General features: G+C 35.8%; 30 protein-coding genes. 26 read left to right on the top strand and 4 right to left on the bottom strand.

Translation table 11 applies throughout. From position 1 onward, the window contains the following. Positions 1-5: 5 nt before the first annotated feature. The 4 genes from AC5SR4_RS02605 to AC5SR4_RS02590 form a co-directional block, all read right to left on the bottom strand. A complete protein-coding gene (locus AC5SR4_RS02605; RefSeq protein ID WP_495357978.1) occupies positions 6-674 on the bottom strand; it encodes a DUF5011 domain-containing protein in 669 nt (222 codons plus the stop codon). Positions 675-690: 16 nt separating this feature from the next. Continuing rightward, on the bottom strand, positions 691-2130 hold the full coding sequence (locus AC5SR4_RS02600; RefSeq protein ID WP_495357977.1) for a SusD/RagB family nutrient-binding outer membrane lipoprotein: 1440 nt from the start codon (positions 2128-2130) through the stop codon (positions 691-693). An 18-nt stretch (positions 2131-2148) separates the two neighbouring features. Beyond that, positions 2149-5352, bottom strand: coding sequence for a SusC/RagA family TonB-linked outer membrane protein (locus AC5SR4_RS02595; protein ID WP_495357976.1), 3204 nt, complete (start codon positions 5350-5352; stop codon positions 2149-2151). A 117-nt stretch (positions 5353-5469) separates the two neighbouring features. Further along, entirely contained in the window at positions 5470-7167 is a 1698-nt protein-coding gene (locus tag AC5SR4_RS02590; protein ID WP_495357975.1) for a BamA/TamA family outer membrane protein, read from the bottom strand. 177 nt (positions 7168-7344) lie between these two features. Between AC5SR4_RS02590 and rpsL the strand changes: the two genes are divergently transcribed. The 26 genes from rpsL to infA all read left to right on the top strand — a co-directional run bounded on the left by rpsL (position 7345) and on the right by infA (position 21229). Further along, a complete protein-coding gene (gene rpsL, locus AC5SR4_RS02585) occupies positions 7345-7719 on the top strand; it encodes a 30S ribosomal protein S12 (protein WP_188606684.1) in 375 nt (124 codons plus the stop codon). Positions 7720-7741: 22 nt separating this feature from the next. Continuing rightward, a complete protein-coding gene (gene rpsG, locus AC5SR4_RS02580; protein ID WP_495357974.1) occupies positions 7742-8218 on the top strand; it encodes a 30S ribosomal protein S7 in 477 nt (158 codons plus the stop codon). A 6-nt stretch (positions 8219-8224) separates the two neighbouring features. Continuing rightward, positions 8225-10351, top strand: a complete 2127-nt coding sequence (gene fusA / locus AC5SR4_RS02575; protein WP_495357973.1) for an elongation factor G — start codon at positions 8225-8227, stop codon at positions 10349-10351. Between the two features lie 11 nt (positions 10352-10362). Beyond that, positions 10363-10668 (top strand): 30S ribosomal protein S10, encoded by a 306-nt coding sequence (rpsJ, locus tag AC5SR4_RS02570; RefSeq protein WP_007650482.1) that lies wholly within the window; start codon positions 10363-10365, stop codon positions 10666-10668. Between the two features lie 151 nt (positions 10669-10819). Continuing rightward, positions 10820-11437 (top strand): 50S ribosomal protein L3, encoded by a 618-nt coding sequence (gene rplC / locus AC5SR4_RS02565; protein ID WP_495357972.1) that lies wholly within the window; start codon positions 10820-10822, stop codon positions 11435-11437. Then, a complete protein-coding gene (rplD, locus tag AC5SR4_RS02560) occupies positions 11437-12066 on the top strand; it encodes a 50S ribosomal protein L4 (protein ID WP_495357971.1) in 630 nt (209 codons plus the stop codon). Before rplC ends, rplD begins: the two co-directional genes overlap by 1 nt. A 5-nt stretch (positions 12067-12071) precedes the next feature. Then, positions 12072-12362, top strand: a complete 291-nt coding sequence (rplW, locus tag AC5SR4_RS02555) for a 50S ribosomal protein L23 (protein WP_495357970.1) — start codon at positions 12072-12074, stop codon at positions 12360-12362. A gap of 10 nt (positions 12363-12372) precedes the next feature. Continuing rightward, positions 12373-13197 carry a 50S ribosomal protein L2 gene (gene rplB / locus AC5SR4_RS02550; protein ID WP_495357969.1) on the top strand — a complete coding sequence of 275 codons (825 nt, stop codon included), beginning with the start codon at positions 12373-12375 and terminating at the stop codon, positions 13195-13197. Between the two features lie 3 nt (positions 13198-13200). Beyond that, entirely contained in the window at positions 13201-13479 is a 279-nt protein-coding gene (gene rpsS / locus AC5SR4_RS02545) for a 30S ribosomal protein S19 (protein WP_013869040.1), read from the top strand. A 6-nt stretch (positions 13480-13485) separates the two neighbouring features. Beyond that, entirely contained in the window at positions 13486-13893 is a 408-nt protein-coding gene (gene rplV / locus AC5SR4_RS02540) for a 50S ribosomal protein L22 (RefSeq protein WP_495357968.1), read from the top strand. A gap of 9 nt (positions 13894-13902) precedes the next feature. Next, entirely contained in the window at positions 13903-14625 is a 723-nt protein-coding gene (rpsC, locus tag AC5SR4_RS02535; protein WP_495357967.1) for a 30S ribosomal protein S3, read from the top strand. Between the two features lie 21 nt (positions 14626-14646). Beyond that, positions 14647-15066, top strand: coding sequence for a 50S ribosomal protein L16 (gene rplP / locus AC5SR4_RS02530; RefSeq protein ID WP_495357966.1), 420 nt, complete (start codon positions 14647-14649; stop codon positions 15064-15066). A 13-nt stretch (positions 15067-15079) separates the two neighbouring features. Continuing rightward, positions 15080-15271, top strand: a complete 192-nt coding sequence (rpmC, locus tag AC5SR4_RS02525) for a 50S ribosomal protein L29 (protein WP_495357965.1) — start codon at positions 15080-15082, stop codon at positions 15269-15271. A gap of 12 nt (positions 15272-15283) precedes the next feature. Beyond that, a complete protein-coding gene (rpsQ, locus tag AC5SR4_RS02520) occupies positions 15284-15541 on the top strand; it encodes a 30S ribosomal protein S17 (protein WP_495357964.1) in 258 nt (85 codons plus the stop codon). Between the two features lie 2 nt (positions 15542-15543). Further along, positions 15544-15912: a 50S ribosomal protein L14 gene (rplN, locus tag AC5SR4_RS02515; protein ID WP_130937892.1), complete on the top strand. Its 369-nt coding sequence runs from the start codon at positions 15544-15546 to the stop codon at positions 15910-15912. Positions 15913-15924: 12 nt separating this feature from the next. Beyond that, positions 15925-16236, top strand: a complete 312-nt coding sequence (gene rplX / locus AC5SR4_RS02510) for a 50S ribosomal protein L24 (RefSeq protein WP_495357963.1) — start codon at positions 15925-15927, stop codon at positions 16234-16236. Positions 16237-16238: 2 nt separating this feature from the next. After that, entirely contained in the window at positions 16239-16790 is a 552-nt protein-coding gene (gene rplE / locus AC5SR4_RS02505) for a 50S ribosomal protein L5 (RefSeq protein ID WP_495357962.1), read from the top strand. Between the two features lie 3 nt (positions 16791-16793). Next, positions 16794-17063: a 30S ribosomal protein S14 gene (gene rpsN / locus AC5SR4_RS02500; RefSeq protein WP_495357961.1), complete on the top strand. Its 270-nt coding sequence runs from the start codon at positions 16794-16796 to the stop codon at positions 17061-17063. Positions 17064-17131: 68 nt separating this feature from the next. Then, positions 17132-17530: a 30S ribosomal protein S8 gene (gene rpsH / locus AC5SR4_RS02495; protein WP_495357960.1), complete on the top strand. Its 399-nt coding sequence runs from the start codon at positions 17132-17134 to the stop codon at positions 17528-17530. Positions 17531-17541: 11 nt separating this feature from the next. Continuing rightward, entirely contained in the window at positions 17542-18084 is a 543-nt protein-coding gene (gene rplF, locus AC5SR4_RS02490) for a 50S ribosomal protein L6 (protein WP_495357959.1), read from the top strand. A gap of 10 nt (positions 18085-18094) precedes the next feature. Next, complete coding sequence (gene rplR / locus AC5SR4_RS02485; protein ID WP_495357958.1) at positions 18095-18451, top strand: 50S ribosomal protein L18; 357 nt, start codon at positions 18095-18097, stop codon at positions 18449-18451. A gap of 6 nt (positions 18452-18457) precedes the next feature. Further along, positions 18458-18982, top strand: a complete 525-nt coding sequence (gene rpsE / locus AC5SR4_RS02480; protein WP_495357957.1) for a 30S ribosomal protein S5 — start codon at positions 18458-18460, stop codon at positions 18980-18982. Positions 18983-18993: 11 nt separating this feature from the next. Beyond that, a complete protein-coding gene (rpmD, locus tag AC5SR4_RS02475; RefSeq protein ID WP_495357956.1) occupies positions 18994-19176 on the top strand; it encodes a 50S ribosomal protein L30 in 183 nt (60 codons plus the stop codon). Positions 19177-19188: 12 nt separating this feature from the next. Next, on the top strand, positions 19189-19641 hold the full coding sequence (gene rplO, locus AC5SR4_RS02470) for a 50S ribosomal protein L15 (RefSeq protein WP_495357955.1): 453 nt from the start codon (positions 19189-19191) through the stop codon (positions 19639-19641). A 15-nt stretch (positions 19642-19656) separates the two neighbouring features. Then, positions 19657-21003 carry a preprotein translocase subunit SecY gene (gene secY / locus AC5SR4_RS02465; RefSeq protein ID WP_495357954.1) on the top strand — a complete coding sequence of 449 codons (1347 nt, stop codon included), beginning with the start codon at positions 19657-19659 and terminating at the stop codon, positions 21001-21003. Positions 21004-21013: 10 nt separating this feature from the next. Next, entirely contained in the window at positions 21014-21229 is a 216-nt protein-coding gene (gene infA / locus AC5SR4_RS02460) for a translation initiation factor IF-1 (protein WP_007094967.1), read from the top strand. The last annotated feature ends 5 nt before the right edge of the window (positions 21230-21234 follow it).

Below are 21234 nucleotides of genomic sequence, written 5' to 3'. Positions count from 1 at the left end.
TATGATTAAGGAGTTACTTTGGTCATTGTTACAGCAAAGCCAAAGGCATAGTCTGTTAAAGTTGCTGTCCATTTCATAACTTTTCCGTCAGGAGTTACTGTACCCGCAGATAAAGCACAAGGACCAAAACCACCAACACCACCGGCAGCAGAACTTACAGTACCTCCAGCTACATCAATAGTTATTATGGCAGGAAAAGCATAGGCGTTACCATATAACACTCCAAACTCATAATAACCTCCCATTAAGTCAGAGATATTATACCTTCCGTCAGTTCTTGAAGTAACAAGTATAGGACCACCAATGCCCCTACTATCTCTAATTCCATCATAAATACCAGCTGATGTACCATTGTTTTCATATACAACAACCGTACGAATTGCACTGGCAGCAAACCCATCAGAGTTTTCAACAGAGTAATTAATAGTGTAAAACCCAGGTGTACTAGTATCTAAATTACCAGATGTTTGAAATTCTACAGGAGCACCTCCAATAGAAGCATTTGCTCCAGGATCGTCAAAAGGTTGTCCAACTTCAGAATACATTAAAGCATCTCCGTTAATCGATATCTCAGGAAAAACCGTAACCGAAGATACGTTCCCCGTTGTTTCAGTATCGCAAGAACTCAAGAAGAGCGCTGAGATACATATTAAGCTTAATATTAAATTTTTCATAATCTATTTTTTTATTTTATTGGTTCCACCAGATAGGCGTTGTAATTGGCACTACCGCAGGGGCATTTTGATTCCTTGACGTTTCCGCAGTTGGATATAATAGTCGTTGTGGGAATCCATTTCCTAACACACCGTTTACAGAAACAGCAAATTCACCTGGAACATAAGCTGCATCACTTTGTGGAACTGATGATGTTGCAGGAATACCTGTTCTATGCCATTCAAAGAATGCTTCTGCTCCATTACCAGGGTAACTAGCTATCCATTTTTGTGTAATAATAGCTGTTAAGTTTTGGTCAAAAGTACCAGAAGGATACTCATAAACACCGCCAGAAGCAATGTAACTAGAACCATCAAGAGACCATTTATCAAAGTTTTCAGTTACAGCTGCATCATATAACGCTTTAGCTCCTGTACCACTATTGTAACGCTCCATAGCCTCAGCTTGCATAAATAAACTTTCTTCAAGACTAATAAAGTAAACAGGTGTTTCTGGAGAAAGTATAGCAACTGCAACAGAGTTAGGAGAAGCCGTACTGTTATAATCTCCTTGATCTAATGAATTTCCAGCAGTATAGAATAATGATATTCTTTCATCACTGTTTTCAGTTAAATAAGAGTGCATGGTTGTACTAGCTCTTAAATTTAAAGTTGTGTTCAACTGTCTTTTGTCAGACTCATATAATGGGTTACTTATGTTAGGAGCATCTGTAAACCCAGTTAAAGAAGCATCTTCATCTAAAAATTGTGCTCCAGAATTTAACATAGCAGTAATACCCGCTTGAGCTACAGAAGCTCTAGCTTCAGTTTGACGTAAGTAAATTTTAAGCTTTAGTGTATTGGCAAATTTAACCCAACCGGTCATGTCTCCACCAAAAACTAGGTCATCTGCACCAGGTGCATCACCAACAGAAGCAGCAAGATTTCTGCTTAAAGCATCGTCCAAATCTGCAATTAGCATATCATAGACAGCTTGTGCATCGTCAAAATTAGGTTGGAATATTAGAGGGTCGTTAGCTTCTGTATAAGGAATGTCTCCATACCAATCCGTTAACATATGGGAAAAATAAGTTTCCAAAACGGTTGATATTAAGTAATAATTCCAGTTTTCAGCTGCTAAAGCTTTTCTTTTAATGTTTCTGATATCTAATAGACCATCATAAGCATTTAACCAACCCGTAGTTGATATAGCGTCTGTAGTTCCAAGCGTATAGTTATCTACAACTCTATACTGACTTGAGGATAAACTTTGAGCCCAAAACTGAGACCAAATCCCTCCAATAATGGCCCAAGGAGCGCCTTGTACCCCAGCTACAGCTGTTATACTACCTGGTAATTCTACTGCAAAATCTAGATCGTCTGGAGTTAAATCATCTGGATCTCTGTTAATATCCAATTGCGAGTCGCAGGCGAATAACAATGTAAATGTTATTAATGTTAATATTATTTTTTTCATCGTATTTTTTTTTAATTATTAAAATGATACTTTAAGAGCCATACCATACGTTCTCTGTGCGGGGTTCGCAGCAAACTCTCCGAATTCAGTTTCAATATCATTACCACCAAAAGTTGTTACCTCAGGATCTACATACGGATTTTCATCAGGCGTCCATAGCATTAAGTTTCTTCCATATAGACTTACTGATAAGCTATTTATGCCAGTATTACCAATAATACTTTCAGGAAAATTATAGGATAAAGATAAATCTCTTAACCTTATAAATGTTTTGTCTATTACATGATTAATAGCTTCTGTACTTGGGTTATTACTAGCACTATAGTATCCAGTAATGGAACCAAAATCAATAGAAGTTGTATTTTCAGAATAGGTGCCATCTCCATTATCTACTACCGAGTTAGGTACAATAAATGGTTTTCTTTCATTATAAGTAGTCACTATAGAATTTCCTGTAAATGCTAATAACCTAGAAGTATAAGAGTACATTAAACCACCTTCTTTCCAGTCAAAAGCAAAGGATAATCTAAAGTTTTTATATTTAAGGGTATTTTGAAGCCCCATTACAAAATCTCTTTGTGAGTTACCTAGTTCTTGTTCATCTGTTGTTTGTAATGGAATACCTGTATTTGGATCTACTACTACTTGTCCGGCATCATTTAATAATGGTGTTCTACCAAAATAAACACCAAGAGGTTTCCCAACAACGGCCTTATAGTTAATATTGTATGCACTATTAATAGTAACTTCATCAATACCATCAATAAGATGTGTTACTTCATTTTCGTTTTTAGTGAAAGTCCAGTCTATGTTCCAACTAAAATCATCGTTTCTAAATGGTACTAGACCAAGCGCTACTTCAATACCCTTATTTTCTAAGTCCATATAATTACCAAATACTTGACCATATCCTGTTGAATTAGGTAATAATAAACCAATAATGGCACCGTCGGTTGTCTTTTTATAAACAGCAACATCGGCAGTAATTCTGTTATTAAAGAAACGACCTTCAAGGCCTATCTCAAATTCATCCGTAAACTCAGGCTCAATGTTAATGTTTCCTAAAGTTCTTGCAATTTCAAATGAATTAATTCCATTAAAAGGGAAATTAATAGATCCAAAATAAGCTGTTGCTACGGCTTGAAGAGCTGAACTTTCAGTATTGTATAATGGAGCAGAGTTTGCAAGCGATGCATAACCCCCACGAACTTTTAGAAAGTGAGTGCCATTATCAACTACTATACCACTCAAGTTAGCCGATGGATAGAAAAAGGAATTGTTTCCAATTGCTAGTGTAGAAACCCACTCGTTACGACCTGTAAGGTTTAAATATACACGGTCTTTAAACGATAGAGTTGCTGCACCAAATGCAGAATATCTTTTAGCTTGACTATTTTGTTGAGCGGTTATGGGCTGTACGGCAGAGTTAGAAATCTCATAAAAATTTGGGATATCTAAATTTGTTACACTTACATATAAACTACTAAAATAGGAATTACTCATAGTTCCCCCTAACTGAGCTTCAATACCAAAATCATCACTTATGGTAGAGTTGTAATCCAGTGTCAAGAATGATTCATAACGTCTTCTTTGGTTTGTAGTTTCTGTAACACCACCTACATTATTTGAAGCCCCAAGTAATGCATTTGGAGATCCAGGGGTATAGTTGATTACTGCACCATGACTATGACGACCTCCGTTTGTAATGTCGGCACCTACTTGTAAAGTACCCACTAAATTATTGGTAATATCATAGGAGAAATTCATATTGCCATAAAAACGCTCTCTAGAAATGTATGTTTTATTTTCATTAATAACCCAATAGGGGTTTCTAGAATAAGGTGTATAGAAATTGTCATTCGTGTTAAAAGGATTGTTAAAATAATCTGCTAAATCAATAACACTAATACCTCTAGGTATTTGTAGTAGCTCTTGCATGAACGTTTCACCTTCACCAGCATTATCACCCTGACCAGTGTTTACAGCATTTTGTCTTGTTTGAGCATAGTTCCCATTAACACGGAACCTAAACTTATTGCCAGATATACCAGCATTCAAATTAAATGTATTTCTTGATATGGCATCGGCATCAGTAGGTATGATACCATCTGTGTCTACTTTCGTGAATATTAAAGAGAAATCCGATTTTTCACTACCACTGCTTAGGCGTACGGAATTAGTGAAAGATTGACCTACATCATAAAAGTCTCTAATATTATCTTCTAAATTAACATAGGGTTTGATTTGTTGGGTATTGTTAACAATTTGTCCCCAAACACGCACTTGGCCTGTGAATTCAGGTCCCCAAGAACCATTTTCATTAGTGGCCCCTTGACCACCTGTTGGTAGACCTGAATAGTCCACACCATTCCAACCTTGACCCCAACGTTGTTGTAAATGGGGAATTCTAGCTACTTCCATGAAGTCAACAGAACTATTTACTTCAACCTTAATTTTTTCACCAGAACGCCCTTTTTTTGTTGTAATAATAATCGCACCGTTTGCAGCTCTGGATCCATATAATGCTGTAGCAGCACCTCCTTTAAGCACGTTAATACTTTCAATAGAGTTGGCATCTAAATCATTGACATTAGTACCACCATCAAAAGATCTATTAACATCTGTACGTAAACCACTTAAACTACTACTGTTGGAAGCAGAAGATATAGGTGTACCATCTATTACATATAAAGGGCCACTACCATTTAATCCACTATAACCTCTTAAGATGATTTTTGTAGAGGCTCCAGGTTGGTTTGGTGATGTAATATCTAAACCAGCAACTTTACCAGATAAGCTTTCAAAAGGGTTAAGTGTAGAAACCTCGGTTAATTGCTCTCCGGATACTGCTGTAGCAGCATAACCAAGCGATCTTTTTTGTTTTGTTTTACCAAAAGCAGTTACTACAACCTCTTCAAGAACAGCTGCATCTTCTTCCATTGTAACATTAATGGTGTTGGAGGCTCCAACAACAACTTCTTTGGTAGTGTATCCAACAAAACTAAAAACCAGAGTTGCACCCTGACTAGCTGAGATTGCATAATTACCGTCGAAATCTGAAGAAGTACCAGATGTAGTACCTTTAACTAAGACTGTAGCTCCAGGAAGCGGTAGACCAGAAGCATCTGATACAGTACCTGAAATTGTCTTTTCTTGTGCAAAAGTTATTTGCACAACAAACGCTAGTAATAGCGTTAGAATTCCACTAAACTTTGTTTTCATTTTATAATTATTTGAATTAGTCAATGCCAAAAATCACAATAAAAAGTTAATAAAACAATAAATAATGGTTAAAATTTTCATTTTCCATGCAAAATTTAGGAAAATGACAAAAATTGACTAGAAATTAGCGGTCAAACTAATATGTATTTTAGAATTTGAAAGTTTAAATTTGGAATTCTCATTTTTGCCATTTGCATAATTTAATTTGAGGAGCCCTGCTTTTGTTAAAACCCCGAAGCCAAATCCAAAACCAAAAAGCTTTTCTTTAGTGTCGGTGATACTGTTATTGAAATATGCGGCATCAAGGATAGAGTTTACATACATGTTATTGCTTAATTGATACCTGTATTCAGTATTTATAACTCCAAAAAGAGACGCTATTATACTGTTCTCTTCAAAACCTCTAATGGAGTTTATTCCACCAAACCTTAGTAATTCATTCTCTAAATAATTTTTAGAATCCAATGAAGCACTACTTATTCTTAAATAGAAACTATTGGCTTTGTTGAAATTAAAAATTTTAAAGGCATCTATAGCCAGGAGTGTTTGTTGGGTTTTTTCTTGATTAGATTGTTTTCGCTTCCCAAAATTCGTTTCAAGGTATAATTTAGAATTAATGGGGAATAGGGTATTATAGGATTGAAATTTTAAAAATTCATAAGCAAATGCATAGTAGTTGGTTTTAAAGTCCTGGATATTAGTTGGCGTATTGTTAGAAAGTAGATTGTTAGACTCAATAATGTTTACACCAAAATAAATTTTATGCTTGGTGTTGATTTGGTAATGTAGTTTGGCCGACTGGTTAATTGTTGTAAATGACGAGTCCCTTTTAAAAATCCGTAAAAGAAAATCTAAGCCTATGGGCGATTTGAACAGGTAAGGAAGGGTAATGTTGGTTTCAAAAGTCTTTTGGTCGTTTTCGTCACTTTTGTATAAAAGCCTAAATGATTCGCCATAATTTAAATTATTTGTAAGGTTTAAATTTAAATAGCCATCAAAATCTAACTTATTTGTAGTCTCATTGGTGCCAAAGCCCAAGAAACCATCAAACGTATTGCTTTTGGACTTTTCAAGGTAAAGATATAGCGTGGTAGAATCTTTTGAGAACAAAACCTCTGGTGGCTTTACTTCATTAGCGAATTTTAAATTGCTTAATTGTTCCGTTTTGATTTTTGTGGCATTTAAATTAAAAACTTGACCATGTTTAATCTTTAAGTAATGCTTTAAATAAGCTCTTGGGAATTTTTCATACCCCTTTATTATAATATTATCTACAGACCTTTTTTGGCTATTAGAAGCAATTGTTAATTTCGCCGATAGATTTGATTTACTATCTACTGCAATATCGGATAGTTGTAATTTAGCAAATGGAAATCCCTTGTTGGAAACCTTTTGGTTGATAAAAGATAAGACTGTTTCAACCTTATTAAAATCCAGTTTGAAGTATTTGTCTGTTGCTTCGTTGGAAATCTGTGCTATAATTTCAGGGTCAATAAGGGAGCTGTTATAATATATATATATGGTGTTGTATTTTTTTTTTAGATGCATTTGGGCAATAAATGTGGAGTCGTTCAGTCTTTCAATAGCTTTTAAACTGTTTTCTATATAGCCTAATGTGTACAGGACATTTTGGACAGAATCCAGCACCCTTTCTATAGCCTTAAAGTTTTTTTGGGTTTTGCTGTAGCCTAGGGAGTTGATAACAGTAGTTTCAGGGTTAGTATTGCCGTAGATTTTTAATTGCAGATTTTGCCCAAATAATCCCCAAGAAAAAATGGCATATATAATAAGGTATAAATAGGCTGTTTTTAGCACAACTTCACAATGGTTTTATGGTGTAAATCTAACGGAAAACTCACACTTATAATATGGTAGGTGAAATAATTTTTAAATTCCATTGAAAATTAATGTTTTAGGATTTGAATTTTTCATTTTAATTTCTACCTTTGCAGCCCTCTTAAAAGAGGATTATTAAATTTATATATAATATATATGCCAACAATTTCACAATTAGTACGAATAGGAAGAGCCAAAATAACCAAGAAGAGTAAATCGGCTGCTTTGGATTCGTGTCCACAAAGACGTGGGGTTTGTACGCGTGTTTACACTACAACACCTAAGAAACCAAACTCGGCAATGCGTAAAGTTGCAAGGGTAAGGTTGACCAATGGTAATGAGGTGAATGCATACATCCCAGGGGAAGGGCACAATTTACAAGAGCACTCGATAGTATTGGTTAGAGGTGGAAGGGTAAAAGATTTGCCAGGAGTTAGATATCACATTGTTCGTGGTGCTTTAGACACAGCAGGTGTTGCAGGTAGAACACAACGTAGATCTAAGTATGGTGCAAAACGCCCTAAGAAGTAATTAAAAACTTTAAGAAGAAGACATGAGAAAAAGAGCAGCAAAAAAGAGACCGCTTTTGCCGGATCCACGTTTTAATGATCAGTTAGTGACTCGCTTCGTTAACATGATGATGTGGGATGGTAAAAAGTCTGTGGCTTTTAAAGTATTCTACGATGCTATTGATATTGTAGATTCTAAGAAAACTGACGAAGAAAAAACCGCTTTAGAGGTTTGGAAAGATGCATTATCAAACGTAATGCCTCACGTAGAAGTGCGTAGTCGTCGTGTTGGTGGAGCTACATTTCAAATCCCTATGCAAATTCGTCCAGATCGTAAAGTTTCAACAGCTATGAAATGGTTGATAAGCTATGCGCGTAAAAGAAACGAAAAATCTATGGCGTTACGTTTAGCTTCAGAAATTTTAGCTGCGGCTAAAGAAGAAGGAGCGGCGGTTAAAAAGCGTGTTGATACTCACAAAATGGCAGAAGCTAATAAAGCATTCTCTCACTTTAGATTTTAATAAGAAATGGCAAGAGATTTAAAATATACAAGAAATATAGGTATTGCAGCGCATATTGATGCTGGTAAAACAACAACTACAGAGCGTATACTTTACTATACTGGAGTTTCCCATAAAATAGGAGAGGTGCACGATGGTGCTGCTACTATGGACTGGATGGAGCAAGAGCAAGAGCGTGGTATTACAATCACCTCTGCAGCTACAACTTGTACTTGGCAGTTTCCTTTAGAGAATGCGCAACCAACTCCAGAAACAAAAGGGTATCACTTTAATATTATAGACACTCCTGGTCACGTTGACTTTACAGTAGAGGTAAACCGTTCATTACGCGTATTGGATGGTTTGGTGTTTTTGTTTAGTGCGGTTGATGGTGTTGAGCCACAATCAGAAACTAACTGGAGACTTGCTGATAACTATAAGGTGCCTCGTATTGGGTTTGTTAATAAAATGGACCGTCAAGGGTCTAACTTTTTAGGGGTTTGTCAACAAGTAAAAGATATGTTGAAGTCTAACGCTGTGCCGATTGTATTGAATATTGGTGATGAAGTGGACTTTAAAGGTATCATTGATTTAGTTAAGAACAGAGCTATTGTTTGGCACGATGAAACTCAAGGTGCTACTTTTGATGTTATTGATATCCCTGATGAATTAAAAGCAGAAGCTAAAAAATATAGAGCACTACTTATTGAAGAAGTAGCTACTTACGATGAAAACTTATTAGAGAAATTCATGGAAGATGAAGACTCTATTACAGAAGATGAAGTGCATGCTGCGCTTAGAGCTGCTGTAATGGATATGGCTATCATTCCTATGATTTGTGGGTCTTCATTTAAAAATAAAGGTGTACAGTTCTTGTTAGATGCTGTATGTCGTTATTTACCATCTCCTTTAGATAGAGATAATATTAAAGGTATTAATCCTGAAACAGAAAAAGAAGAGTCTCGTAAGCCCGATGTAAATGCACCTTTCTCAGCATTGGCATTTAAAATTGCAACCGATCCATTCGTTGGTCGTTTAGCATTCTTTAGAGCCTATTCAGGACGTTTAGATGCAGGATCTTATATTTTGAACAACCGTTCAGGAAAAAAAGAGCGTATCTCTCGTATCTACCAAATGCACTCTAACAAGCAAAATGCGATTGACTATATAGAAGCAGGAGATATTGGAGCAGCCGTTGGATTTAAAGATATTAAGACTGGTGATACCATGTCTGATGAAAAACATCCTATCGTTTTAGAATCTATGAACTTCCCGGATCCCGTTATTGGTATCGCTGTGGAGCCTAAGACTAAAGCAGATGTTGATAAATTAGGTATGGCCTTATCTAAATTAGCAGAAGAAGATCCAACATTCACCGTTAGAACGGATGAGGCTTCCGGACAAACCATTATTTCTGGAATGGGTGAGCTTCACTTAGATATTATTGTTGACCGTCTTAGACGAGAGTTTAAGGTGGAGGTTAATCAAGGTCAACCACAGGTAGAGTACAAAGAAGCTATTACACAACGTGCTAATCACAGAGAGGTTTACAAGAAGCAATCTGGTGGACGTGGTAAATTCGCAGATATTGTATTTACATTAGAGCCTGCAGAAGAAGGAAAAGTAGGTTTAGAATTCGTTTCTGAAATAAAAGGTGGTAACGTTCCTAAAGAATTTATTCCATCTATTGAGAAAGGATTCAAAATGGCTATGCAAAATGGTCCATTGGCAGGATATGAAGTTGATGCTATGAAAGTAACATTAACTGATGGTTCTTACCATGATGTGGATTCAGATCAATTGTCTTTCGAATTGGCCGCTAAATTAGGTTTTAAAGCTGCTGCAAAAGCTGCAAAAGCTGTAATCATGGAACCAATCATGAAACTAGAAGTTATTACCCCAGAAGAAAATATGGGTGATATTGTAGGTGATTTAAATAGAAGAAGAGGCCAGGTAAGTGATATGGGTGACAGAGCAGGTGCTAAAACGGTTAAAGCAACCGTGCCACTTTCTGAAATGTTTGGATATGTTACTACATTAAGAACATTGTCATCAGGTCGTGCAACCTCTACTATGGAATTTTCACATTATGCTGAAACACCTTCTAATATATCAGAAGAAGTGATTAAAGCAGCTAAAGGTGTTGAAGCTTAATATTTAAGAAAATGAGTCAGAAAATCAGAATAAAATTAAAGTCATACGATCACAATTTAGTAGATAAATCTGCTGATAAGATAGTAAAAACAGTAAAGAGTACAGGTGCTGTGGTAACAGGTCCGATACCATTACCAACGCACAAGAAAATTTTCACTGTTTTACGTTCACCGCACGTAAACAAGAAGTCTAGAGAACAATTCCAATTAAGTTCTTATAAACGCTTATTGGATATTTACTCATCTTCTTCAAAGACAATTGATGCTTTAATGAAGCTTGAATTGCCAAGTGGTGTAGAGGTAGAGATCAAAGTATAGTTCTGAATTCGGAATTCTGAATTCGGAATTAATGAAAATGTCCCACCGATGCGGTCGCGGGAAAAACGGTAAAATGCAGTTCAAGGTTGAAATGTATTTCGACCTTGAGTTTTTTTAATAATAAATAGTAATAATTAATAAATAATTAAATATGTCTGGGTTAATTGGAAAAAAAATCGGTATGACCAGCATCTTCGATGAAAATGGAAAAAACATTCCATGTACAGTAATTGAAGCAGGTCCATGTATCGTTACCCAAGTCAGAACCAAAGAAATTGACGGTTATGAAGCTGTTCAAGTTGGTTTCGATGACGCGACAGAAAAAAGCGCTACTAAAGCAGACTTAGGTCATGCTAAAAAAGCGGGTACTTCTGTTAAACGCAAAGTTGTTGAATTCAAAGGTTTTGATGAGGAGTACAAATTAGGTGATGCAATCACCGTAGAACATTTCAACGAAGGAGAATTTGTTGATATATCAGGAACATCCAAAGGAAAAGGATTCCAAGGTGTTGTAAAGCGTCATGGTTTTGGTGGTGTAGGTCAATCTACCCACGGTCAGCATAACCGTTTAAGAGCACCAGGATCTATTGGTGCCGCATCATATCCTGCAAGAGTATTCAAAGGCATGAAAATGGCCGGAAGAATGGGTGGAGAAAAGGTTAAAGTTCAAAATTTAAGAGTTTTAAAAGTAGTTACTGAAAAGAACCTACTTGTTGTTAAAGGGTGTGTACCCGGGCACAAAAACGCTTATGTAATTATTAGAAAGTAATGAAAGTAGCAGTTTTAGATATAAACGGAAAAGATACAGGCAGAAAGGCAGACCTTTCTAAAGATGTATTTGCTATTGAGCCTAATAATCATGCAGTATACTTGGATGTTAAACAATATTTAGCAAACCAAAGACAAGGAACTCATAAATCTAAAGAAAGAGCTGAGATTTCTGGAAGTACTCGTAAGATTAAAAAGCAAAAAGGTACAGGAACAGCTAGAGCAGGTAGTATTAAATCTGGTGTTTTTAAAGGAGGAGGCCGTATGTTCGGGCCAAGACCAAGAAACTACAGTTTTAAACTTAATAAAAATGTTAAGCGTTTAGCACGTAAATCTGCCTTAAGTATTAAAGCTAGCGAGAAAGCGATTGTCGTTTTAGAGGACTTCAATTTTGATGCGCCAAAAACTAAAAACTTCACAGCGGTTTTAAAGGCTTTAGACTTAGAAAACAAAAAATCTTTGTTTGTGTTGGGTGGGACAAATAATAATGTATATTTGTCATCGCGTAATTTAAAAGGTTCTGAGGTTATAATGAACTCAGAATTAAACACTTACAAGATTTTAAATGCAAATCAATTAGTGCTTTTAGAAGGTGCTATAGAAGGAATTGAATCAAATTTAAGTAAATAGAAACCATGAGTATCTTAATTAAACCTATTATCACAGAAAAAGCGACTGCAGATAGCGAGCTAAGAAATTGCTATACATTCGCAGTGAATACCAAGGCGAACAAGATAGAAATAAAAAAGGCAGTTGAAGCTGCTTATGGTGTTTCTGTTGAAAAAGTTCGTACTATAAATGTCCGTCCAGATAGAAGAACCCGTTATACAAAAACAGGTATTCAACATGGTAAAACAAATGCTGTTAAAAAGGCAATTGTACAACTGGCGGAAGGTGAAATGATTGATTTATACAGTAACATGTAATTAGACAAGAATGTCAGTAAGAAAATTAAAACCGATCACACCAGGACAGCGTTTTAGAGTAGTTAATGGATTTGACGCCATAACTACTGATAAGCCGGAGAAAAGTTTATTAGCTCCGAATAAAAAGTCTGGTGGTAGAAACAGTCAAGGAAAAATGACCATGCGCTATATAGGCGGAGGTCATAAAAGAAAGTATCGTATTATTGATTTTAAACGGGACAAAGCTGGTATACCAGCCGAGGTTAAAACCATAGAATACGATCCAAACAGAACCGCTTTTATCGCACTATTAAATTATCAAGATGGTGAGAAGCGATATATCATTGCGCAAAATGGTTTGCAAGTAGGTCAAACTGTAGTGTCAGGTGAAACTGCCACCCCAGAAATTGGTAATGCTATGCCATTAAGCCAAATTCCTTTAGGAACCATTATTTCCTGTGTAGAGTTACGTCCAGGACAAGGAGCCGTTATGGCCCGTAGTGCAGGGGCATTTGCACAGTTAATGGCAAGAGATGGTAAATTTGCTACTATTAAATTGCCTTCAGGTGAAACAAGATTAGTACTTGCTAATTGTTTGGCAACAGTTGGTGTTGTATCCAATTCAGATCACCAATTGTTAGTATCTGGAAAAGCAGGTAGAACAAGATGGTTAGGAAGAAGGCCTCGTACTAGACCAGTAGTAATGAATCCAGTAGATCACCCAATGGGTGGTGGTGAAGGACGTGCTTCAGGTGGACACCCACGTTCTAGAAAAGGTATTCCAGCTAAAGGGTATAGAACACGTTCTAAAAAGAACCCAACCAATAAGTATATTGTAGAACGTAGAAAGAAATAAGACATGGCAAGATCATTAAAAAAAGGACCTTACGTTCATTATAAATTAGAAAGAAAAGTAGCTGCTAATGTAGAAGCTAATAAAAAGACGGTAATCAAAACTTGGTCTAGAGCAAGTATGATTACTCCAGATTTTGTTGGACAGACAATAGCAGTACACAACGGACGCCAATTTGTACCAGTATATGTTACTGAAAATATGGTAGGACATAAATTAGGAGAATTTTCACCAACACGTTCATTCCGTGGACATGCAGGTGCTAAAAACAAAGGTAAAAAGTAGTAAGCTATGGGAAGTCGTAAAAAACAAATGGCAGACGCTATTAAGGAAAAGAAAAAGCATATTGCTTTTGCTAAGCTTAATAATTGTCCTACATCACCAAGAAAGATGCGCTTAGTAGCCGATTTAGTAAGAGGTGAAAAGGTAGAGAAAGCACTTAATATTTTAAAGTTCAACCAAAAAGAGGCATCTGGTCGATTAGAGAAGTTGTTATTATCAGCTATCGCTAACTGGCAAGCTAAAAATGAAGATGCTGATGTTGAATCTGCAGAATTATTTGTAAAAGAGATCAGAGTAGATGGTGGATCTATGTTAAAGAGATTACGTCCAGCACCTCAAGGTCGTGCACACAGAATTAGAAAACGTTCAAACCACGTAACCATCGTAGTTGGAGCTAACAATAACACACAAAGCTAAGATAGAAGTATGGGACAAAAAACAAATCCAATCGGAAATCGCTTAGGTATTATCAGAGGATGGGAATCTAACTGGTATGGAGGTAATGATTATGGAGATAAGCTTGCCGAAGATGATAAGATTAGAAAATACGTACACGTACGTTTATCTAAAGCTAGTGTAAGTAGAGTAATTATAGAGCGTACACTTAAACTTGTAACCGTTACTATCACTACTGCCAGACCAGGTATTATTATTGGTAAAGGTGGCCAAGAGGTAGACAAGTTAAAAGAAGAGCTTAAAAAGATTACTGGAAAAGAAGTTCAGATTAACATCTTTGAAATTAAAAGACCTGAACTAGATGCATTTTTAGTAGGATCAAGTATTGCACGCCAAATTGAAAATAGAATTTCATACAGACGTGCCATCAAAATGGCTATTGCTGCTACAATGCGTATGAATGCTGAAGGAATTAAAATCGAAATTAGTGGTCGTTTAAACGGAGCCGAAATGGCACGTTCAGAGCACTATAAAGAAGGTCGTATTCCTTTATCAACCTTTAGAGCCGATATTGACTATGCTTTAGTTGAGGCACACACTACCTATGGTAGATTGGGTGTTAAAGTATGGATCATGAAAGGGGAAGTTTATGGTAAAAGAGAGCTTTCTCCGCTAGTTGGATTGTCCAAAAAGCAAGGAAAAGGTGGAGCCGGACGTGGTGGAAACAAATCTAACCAACGTCGTAGAAAGTAATTTTTTATAAAGTAAAGAAAAATGTTACAGCCTAAAAGAACAAAATTTCGTAAGCAACAAAAAGGACGTATGAAAGGTCTATCTCAAAGAGGACATCAACTTTCAAACGGAACCTTTGGAATAAAAGCATTAGACTCTAAGTTTATTACAGCACGCCAAATAGAGGCTGCACGTATTGCTGCCACACGTTACATGAAAAGAGAAGGACAACTTTGGATTAAAATATTTCCAGATAAGCCTATCACTAAAAAACCTCTTGAAGTACGTATGGGTAAAGGTAAAGGTGCCGTAGAATATTGGGTAGCTGTCGTAAAGCCTGGAAGAGTATTATTTGAAATAGGAGGTGTGCCATTAGACATTGCCAAAGAGGCATTGCGTTTAGCTGCACAAAAACTACCTGTTAGAACTAAGTTTTTAATCGCTAGAGATTACGAAGCATAATTTATTTGATATTATGAAACAATCAGAAATTAAAGAATTATCTGTAGCTGAGTTGCAAGAGAAACTTGGTGAGACAAAAAAGAGTTATGCTGATCTAAAATTAGCTCATGCAATATCTCCTTTAGAAAATCCAATTCAGTTGCGTGCTTTAAGACGTACAGTAGCTAGAATTGCAACAGAGATAACTAAAAGAGAATTACAATAATTCTGCTATAAGATGGAAACAAGAAATTTAAGAAAAGAACGTATAGGAGTTGTTACAAGTAACAAAATGCAGAAATCTATTGTGGTTTCTGAGGTGAAAAAAGTAAAACACCCTATGTATGGAAAGTTCGTGTTAAAAACAAAAAAATATGTTGCGCACGACGAAACGAACGATTGTAACATTGGAGATAAAGTAAAGATCATGGAAACAAGACCTTTAAGTAAATCTAAATGTTGGAGATTAGTTGAAATCATAGAAAGAGCTAAATAATTATGGTACAGCAAGAATCAAGATTAAAGGTAGCAGATAACACTGGAGCAAAAGAAGTATTAACCATACGTGTTCTAGGTGGTACTAAAAGAAGATATGCATCTGTAGGGGACAAGATAGTTGTTTCTGTTAAAGACGCTACACCTAATGGAAACATTAAAAAAGGTGCTGTATCTACAGCAGTTGTAGTACGTACTGTAAAGGAAGTAAGAAGACCGGACGGATCTTATATTAGATTTGACGATAATGCATGTGTGTTATTAAACCCTACAGGTGAGATGAGAGGAACACGTGTATTTGGTCCTGTGGCTAGAGAACTTCGTGATAAACAATTCATGAAGATTGTATCATTAGCACCAGAAGTGCTTTAATACATATTTAAGATGACAAAGCTTAAAATAAAAACTGGAGATACCGTAAAAGTAATAGCTGGAGATCACAAAGGATCAGAAGGAAAAGTACAAAAGGTATTTAAAGATAAGAACAAGGCAATTGTTGAGGGTGTAAACATGGTTAAGAAACATACAAAACCTAGTGCACAAAATCCTCAAGGAGGCATTGTAGAAAAAGAAGCTCCTATTCATATTTCAAACCTATCGTTGTTAACTTCTAAGGGAGAAACAACTCGAGTTGGATATAGAATGGAAGGCGATAAGAAAGTAAGATTTTCACTAAAATCTAATGAAGTAATATAGTTATGGCATATTCACCAAGACTTAAAGAAGAGTACAAAAGCAGAGTAATTGCTGCTCTTACAGACGAATTTGGATATAATAATGTAATGCAAGTTCCAAAACTTAAAAAGATAGTAATATCTAAAGGAGTTGGAGCAGCAGTTGCAGATAAAAAGTTAATTGACTACGCTGTAGAAGAATTGACTACAATATCCGGACAAAAAGCTATAGCAACCATATCTAAAAAAGACGTTGCATCTTTTAAACTACGTAAAGGTATGCCCATTGGTGCTAAAGTAACTTTACGTGGCGAGAGAATGTATGAGTTTTTAGATCGTTTAGTAACTTCTGCATTACCTCGAGTAAGAGATTTTAATGGCATAAAAGCAACAGGATTTGACGGTAGAGGTAACTACAATTTAGGAGTTACCGAGCAAATTATATTTCCTGAGATCAATATTGATAAAGTTAATAAAATCTCAGGTATGGATATTACGTTCGTAACATCTGCCGATACAGATAAAGAAGCAAAATCATTATTAACCGAATTAGGATTACCTTTTCAAAAGAACTAAGTTATGGCTAAAGAATCAATGAAAGCCCGTGAGGTAAAAAGAGCAAAAACAGTAGCTAAGTATGCAGAGAAACGTAAAGCTTTAAAAGAGGCTGGCGATTACGAAGCATTACAAAAGTTACCAAGAAATGCAAATCCAATTCGTCAACATAATAGATGTAAATTAACAGGAAGACCTAGAGGGTATATGAGAACATTTGGAATTTCTCGTGTAACTTTTAGAGAAATGGCCAATCAAGGTCTTATTCCTGGTGTTAAAAAAGCAAGTTGGTAATATTATTTAAATAATCAGGTTTAAGGTTCAACATAGGTTGAAAACCAAAACCACAAAATCAATTCATTATGTACACAGATCCAATAGCGGATTATTTGACAAGAATTAGAAATGCAGTGAGAGCTAGCCATAGAGTGGTTGAGATTCCGGCTTCTAATCTTAAAAAAGACATCACTAAAATATTATTCGAGCAAGGATATATTTTAAGTTACAAGTTTGATGATTCTACCGTACAAGGCACTATTAAAATAGCGCTTAAGTACAATAAAGAAACCAAAGAGCCTGTAATAAAAAAGATTGAAAGAATAAGTAAACCAGGTTTACGTAAGTATGCAGGTGCTAACGATCTTCCTAGAATCTTAAATGGTCTTGGTATAGCCATTGTCTCAACTTCACATGGAGTTATGACAGGTAAGCAAGCCAAAAGAGATAATGTAGGTGGAGAAGTATTATGTTACGTTTACTAAAAAGATAAGATATGTCAAGAATAGGTAATAACCCAGTAGTAATTCCAGATGGTGTTACAGTTGATGTAAAAGACCGAGTAGTTACAGTAAAAGGTAAATTGGGAGAATTAACTCAAGATTTTGATGCTGTAGATATAAAAGTTGAAGATGGCAATGTACTAGTAACACGTCCTTCCGATTCTAAAGAGCACAAAGCAAAACATGGTTTATATAGATCGTTAATGCGCAACATGATTGAAGGTGTTTCTAAAGGGTGGACCAAAGAACTAGAATTAGTTGGAGTTGGATATAGAGCTACTAACCAAGGACAAAAATTGGAGTTAGCTTTAGGTTTTTCTCATGCTATTGTTATGGACTTAGCTCCAGAAGTTAAGGTGGAAACAGTAACAGAGAAAGGAAAGAACCCAATTGTTAAATTAACATCACACGACAAACAACTTGTAGGTCAAGTAGCTGCAAAAATTCGTGGCTTTAGAAGACCAGAGCCTTACAAAGGAAAAGGTATTAAGTTTGTTGGTGAAATTTTAAGAAGAAAAGCAGGTAAATCAGCTTAATAATTAAGTTATGGCATTAACAAAGAACGAAAGAAGAACACGCATTAAAAACAGAATACGTAAAGTTGTTTCTGGTACAGAAGCAAGACCAAGACTAACTGTTTTTAGAAGTAATAAAGAAATTTATGCTCAAATTGTAGATGACGTAACTGGTATAACAATCAGTGCCGCATCTTCAAGAGATAAAGATATTAGTACTGCAAAAATTACTAAAGTTGAAGCAGCTAAATTAGTAGGTAAATCAATTGCTGAAAAAGCTTTAAAAGCAGGTGTAGAAGCCATTGCTTTTGACAGGGGCGGTTATTTATATCACGGTAGAGTAAAATCATTAGCTGAAGGAGCTAGAGAAGCAGGACTTAAATTCTAAAAAATTATGTTTCAAAAATATAAAAGCGCAGAGTTAGTAAAACCAGGTGGATTAGATCTTAAAGATCGTTTAGTTGGTGTACAAAGAGTTACCAAAGTAACAAAAGGTGGTAGAGCATTTGGTTTTTCAGCAATTGTAGTGGTTGGTGATGAAGCTGGTGTAGTTGGCCAAGGTTTAGGAAAATCTAAAGATGTTGCAAGTGCTATCGCAAAAGCAGTAGAAGATGCAAAGAAAAATCTAGTTAGAATTCCTATCATTAAAGGCACTTTACCACATGAGCAAAAAGGTAAGTATGGAGGCGCAAGAGTAAATATTATACCTGCAGCTCCTGGTACAGGAGTTATAGCCGGTGGTGCAGTTAGAACTGTTCTAGAGGCCGTTGGAGTACATGATGTATTGTCAAAGTCTCAAGGATCGTCTAACCCTCATAACGTAGTAAAAGCAACTTTCGATGCTTTACTACAATTAAGAGATGCAAACACAATTGCTAGAGATAGAGGTATTTCACTTGAACAAGTTTTTAAAGCTTAATAAGGACAGAGATGGCAAAAATTAAAGTAAAGAAAGTTAAAAGCGCTATAAATAAGCCGCTTAGACAAAAAAGAATACTTGAATCTCTTGGGTTAAAAAAGATTGGTCAAGTAGTAGAGCATGAAGCCACAGCAAGCATACTTGGTATGGTTTCTAAAGTGTCACATTTAGTTTCTGTAGAAGAAACAAAATAATATAACTGAAAAATGGATTTAAGTAATTTAAAACCTGCAGAAGGTTCAGTAAAAAATCAAGGGAAACGAGTAGGTAGAGGACAAGGATCTGGTAAAGGTGGTACGGCTACCCGTGGTCACAAAGGTGCCAAATCACGCTCTGGTTATTCTAAGAAATTAGGATTTGAAGGTGGGCAAATGCCACTTCAAAGACGTGTTCCTAAATTTGGTTTTACAAATATCAATCGTGTAGAATATCAAGGTATTAACTTAGATACATTACAACAATTGGTTGATGATAAAAAAGTTAAAGATACTGTAGACTTTGAAACGTTATTTGCCCATCGTTTAGCTGGAAAAAATGATCTAGTTAAAATTTTAGGTAGAGGCGAGTTAAAAGCAAAGTTAAAAGTATCTGCTCATAAGTTTACTGCTTCGGCTAAAGCTGCAATTGAAGCTGCAGGTGGAGAAGCTGTAACATTATAGATATCAAATATAGGTATGAAATTTATAGAATCTTTAAAGAATGTTTGGAAAATTGAGGAACTAAGAAACAGAATTACAGTTACTCTTGGTCTGTTATTAGTTTATCGTTTTGGTGCTCAAGTTGTGCTACCAGGTATTGACGCTGCCCAGTTAAGCGGTTTGGCCGATAGTACCGATGGAGGCTTATTAGGTTTACTAAATGCCTTTACAGGTGGCGCTTTTGCAAATGCATCTGTATTTGCTTTGGGTATCATGCCTTACATTTCTGCTTCTATTGTTGTTCAGTTAATGGGAATAGCAATTCCTTATTTACAAAAACTACAAAAAGAAGGTGCTAGTGGGCAAAAGAAGATCAATCAAATTACACGTTGGTTAACTATTGCCATCTGTTTATTGCAAGCGCCCGGCTATTTAGCTAGTTTGCCTGCATTGGGTATCCCTTCAACGGCCTTTTTATTAGGTACAGGATTCCTATTTTACTTCTCGTCAGTTACCATTTTGGTTACAGGTTGTATATTCGCCATGTGGTTGGGAGAGAAGATAACAGATAAGGGTATTGGAAATGGTATTTCGCTATTAATTATGGTGGGTATTATAGCTAGGCTTCCCGCATCGTTCATACAAAATGCTGCAACAAGATTAGAAGGCAACAATGTAATGCTTATTCTTTTTGAAGTTGTACTGTGGTTTGCTATTATTTTAGCTTCAATTATGTTGGTTATGGCTGTTAGAAAAATAGCAGTACAATATGCAAGAAGAACAGCAAGTGGTAGTTACGAAAAAAGTACGGCAGTAGGTTCTAGGCAATACATCCCATTAAAGTTAAATGCTTCTGGGGTAATGCCAATTATTTTTGCACAGGCCATCATGTTTGTTCCTAGTTTAATAGGAGGGTCTTCATTTTTAAAAGAGACCGCAACAGGCGCATGGATGCAAACTAATTTTTCTGACATATTTGGTTTTTGGTACAATTTAGTATTTGCGTTGTTAATTATCGTATTTACCTATTTTTACACTGCAATTACGGTACCTACAAATAAAATGGCTGATGATTTAAAACGTAGTGGTGGTTTTATTCCGGGCATACGTCCTGGTACCGAAACCTCAGAATATCTAGATAAGATCATGTCTCAAATAACCTTACCAGGTTCTATATTTTTAGCATTGATTGCTGTGTTCCCAGCATTTATAGTTAAGCTTATGGGCGTACAACAAGGATGGGCATTGTTCTTTGGAGGTACTTCATTAATAATATTAGTGGGAGTAGCTATAGATACTATGCAACAAGTAAACTCTTATTTGTTGAATAGACACTATGATGGCTTGATGAAAACAGGTAAAAATAGAAAGGCAGTAGCTTAAATATTATACTATGGCAAAACAGGCAGCAATAGAACAAGACGGAACCATTATAGAAGCATTATCAAATGCGATGTTTCGTGTTGAATTAGAAAACGGTCACATTGTGACAGCACATATCTCTGGTAAAATGCGTATGCACTACATTAAATTGTTGCCAGGGGATAAAGTAAAATTAGAAATGAGTCCTTACGATTTAACTAAGGCTCGAATAACTTATAGATACTAAAAAAG

The organism is Aestuariibaculum scopimerae, assembly GCF_059428085.1.
Note: the sequence above shows the minus strand (reverse complement) of the source record. Positions and strands in the feature narration are given on the sequence as shown.

Bases quoted from the DNA above. Each gene is read 5' to 3' on its own strand.
- rplD (WP_495357971.1), top strand. From the start codon at position 11,437: ATGAAAGTAGCAGTTTTAGATATAAACGGAAAAGATACAGGCAGAAAG.
- rpsL (WP_188606684.1), top strand. From the start codon at position 7,345: ATGCCAACAATTTCACAATTAGTACGAATAGGAAGAGCCAAAATAACC.
- rpsC (WP_495357967.1), top strand. From the start codon at position 13,903: ATGGGACAAAAAACAAATCCAATCGGAAATCGCTTAGGTATTATCAGA.
- rplN (WP_130937892.1), top strand. From the start codon at position 15,544: ATGGTACAGCAAGAATCAAGATTAAAGGTAGCAGATAACACTGGAGCA.
- rpsE (WP_495357957.1), top strand. From the start codon at position 18,458: ATGTTTCAAAAATATAAAAGCGCAGAGTTAGTAAAACCAGGTGGATTA.
- rplB (WP_495357969.1), top strand. From the start codon at position 12,373: ATGTCAGTAAGAAAATTAAAACCGATCACACCAGGACAGCGTTTTAGA.
- rpsG (WP_495357974.1), top strand. From the start codon at position 7,742: ATGAGAAAAAGAGCAGCAAAAAAGAGACCGCTTTTGCCGGATCCACGT.
- rpmC (WP_495357965.1), top strand. From the start codon at position 15,080: ATGAAACAATCAGAAATTAAAGAATTATCTGTAGCTGAGTTGCAAGAG.
- rpsS (WP_013869040.1), top strand. From the start codon at position 13,201: ATGGCAAGATCATTAAAAAAAGGACCTTACGTTCATTATAAATTAGAA.
- rplX (WP_495357963.1), top strand. From the start codon at position 15,925: ATGACAAAGCTTAAAATAAAAACTGGAGATACCGTAAAAGTAATAGCT.
- rpmD (WP_495357956.1), top strand. From the start codon at position 18,994: ATGGCAAAAATTAAAGTAAAGAAAGTTAAAAGCGCTATAAATAAGCCG.
- rplW (WP_495357970.1), top strand. From the start codon at position 12,072: ATGAGTATCTTAATTAAACCTATTATCACAGAAAAAGCGACTGCAGAT.
- rplE (WP_495357962.1), top strand. From the start codon at position 16,239: ATGGCATATTCACCAAGACTTAAAGAAGAGTACAAAAGCAGAGTAATT.
- infA (WP_007094967.1), top strand. From the start codon at position 21,014: ATGGCAAAACAGGCAGCAATAGAACAAGACGGAACCATTATAGAAGCA.
- rplO (WP_495357955.1), top strand. From the start codon at position 19,189: ATGGATTTAAGTAATTTAAAACCTGCAGAAGGTTCAGTAAAAAATCAA.
- rpsJ (WP_007650482.1), top strand. From the start codon at position 10,363: ATGAGTCAGAAAATCAGAATAAAATTAAAGTCATACGATCACAATTTA.
- AC5SR4_RS02595 (WP_495357976.1), bottom strand. From the start codon at position 5,352: ATGAAAACAAAGTTTAGTGGAATTCTAACGCTATTACTAGCGTTTGTT.
- rpsH (WP_495357960.1), top strand. From the start codon at position 17,132: ATGTACACAGATCCAATAGCGGATTATTTGACAAGAATTAGAAATGCA.
- rplC (WP_495357972.1), top strand. From the start codon at position 10,820: ATGTCTGGGTTAATTGGAAAAAAAATCGGTATGACCAGCATCTTCGAT.
- rplR (WP_495357958.1), top strand. From the start codon at position 18,095: ATGGCATTAACAAAGAACGAAAGAAGAACACGCATTAAAAACAGAATA.
- rplF (WP_495357959.1), top strand. From the start codon at position 17,542: ATGTCAAGAATAGGTAATAACCCAGTAGTAATTCCAGATGGTGTTACA.
- AC5SR4_RS02600 (WP_495357977.1), bottom strand. From the start codon at position 2,130: ATGAAAAAAATAATATTAACATTAATAACATTTACATTGTTATTCGCC.
- rplP (WP_495357966.1), top strand. From the start codon at position 14,647: ATGTTACAGCCTAAAAGAACAAAATTTCGTAAGCAACAAAAAGGACGT.
- AC5SR4_RS02605 (WP_495357978.1), bottom strand. From the start codon at position 674: ATGAAAAATTTAATATTAAGCTTAATATGTATCTCAGCGCTCTTCTTG.
- rpsN (WP_495357961.1), top strand. From the start codon at position 16,794: ATGGCTAAAGAATCAATGAAAGCCCGTGAGGTAAAAAGAGCAAAAACA.
- rpsQ (WP_495357964.1), top strand. From the start codon at position 15,284: ATGGAAACAAGAAATTTAAGAAAAGAACGTATAGGAGTTGTTACAAGT.
- fusA (WP_495357973.1), top strand. From the start codon at position 8,225: ATGGCAAGAGATTTAAAATATACAAGAAATATAGGTATTGCAGCGCAT.
- rplV (WP_495357968.1), top strand. From the start codon at position 13,486: ATGGGAAGTCGTAAAAAACAAATGGCAGACGCTATTAAGGAAAAGAAA.
- secY (WP_495357954.1), top strand. From the start codon at position 19,657: ATGAAATTTATAGAATCTTTAAAGAATGTTTGGAAAATTGAGGAACTA.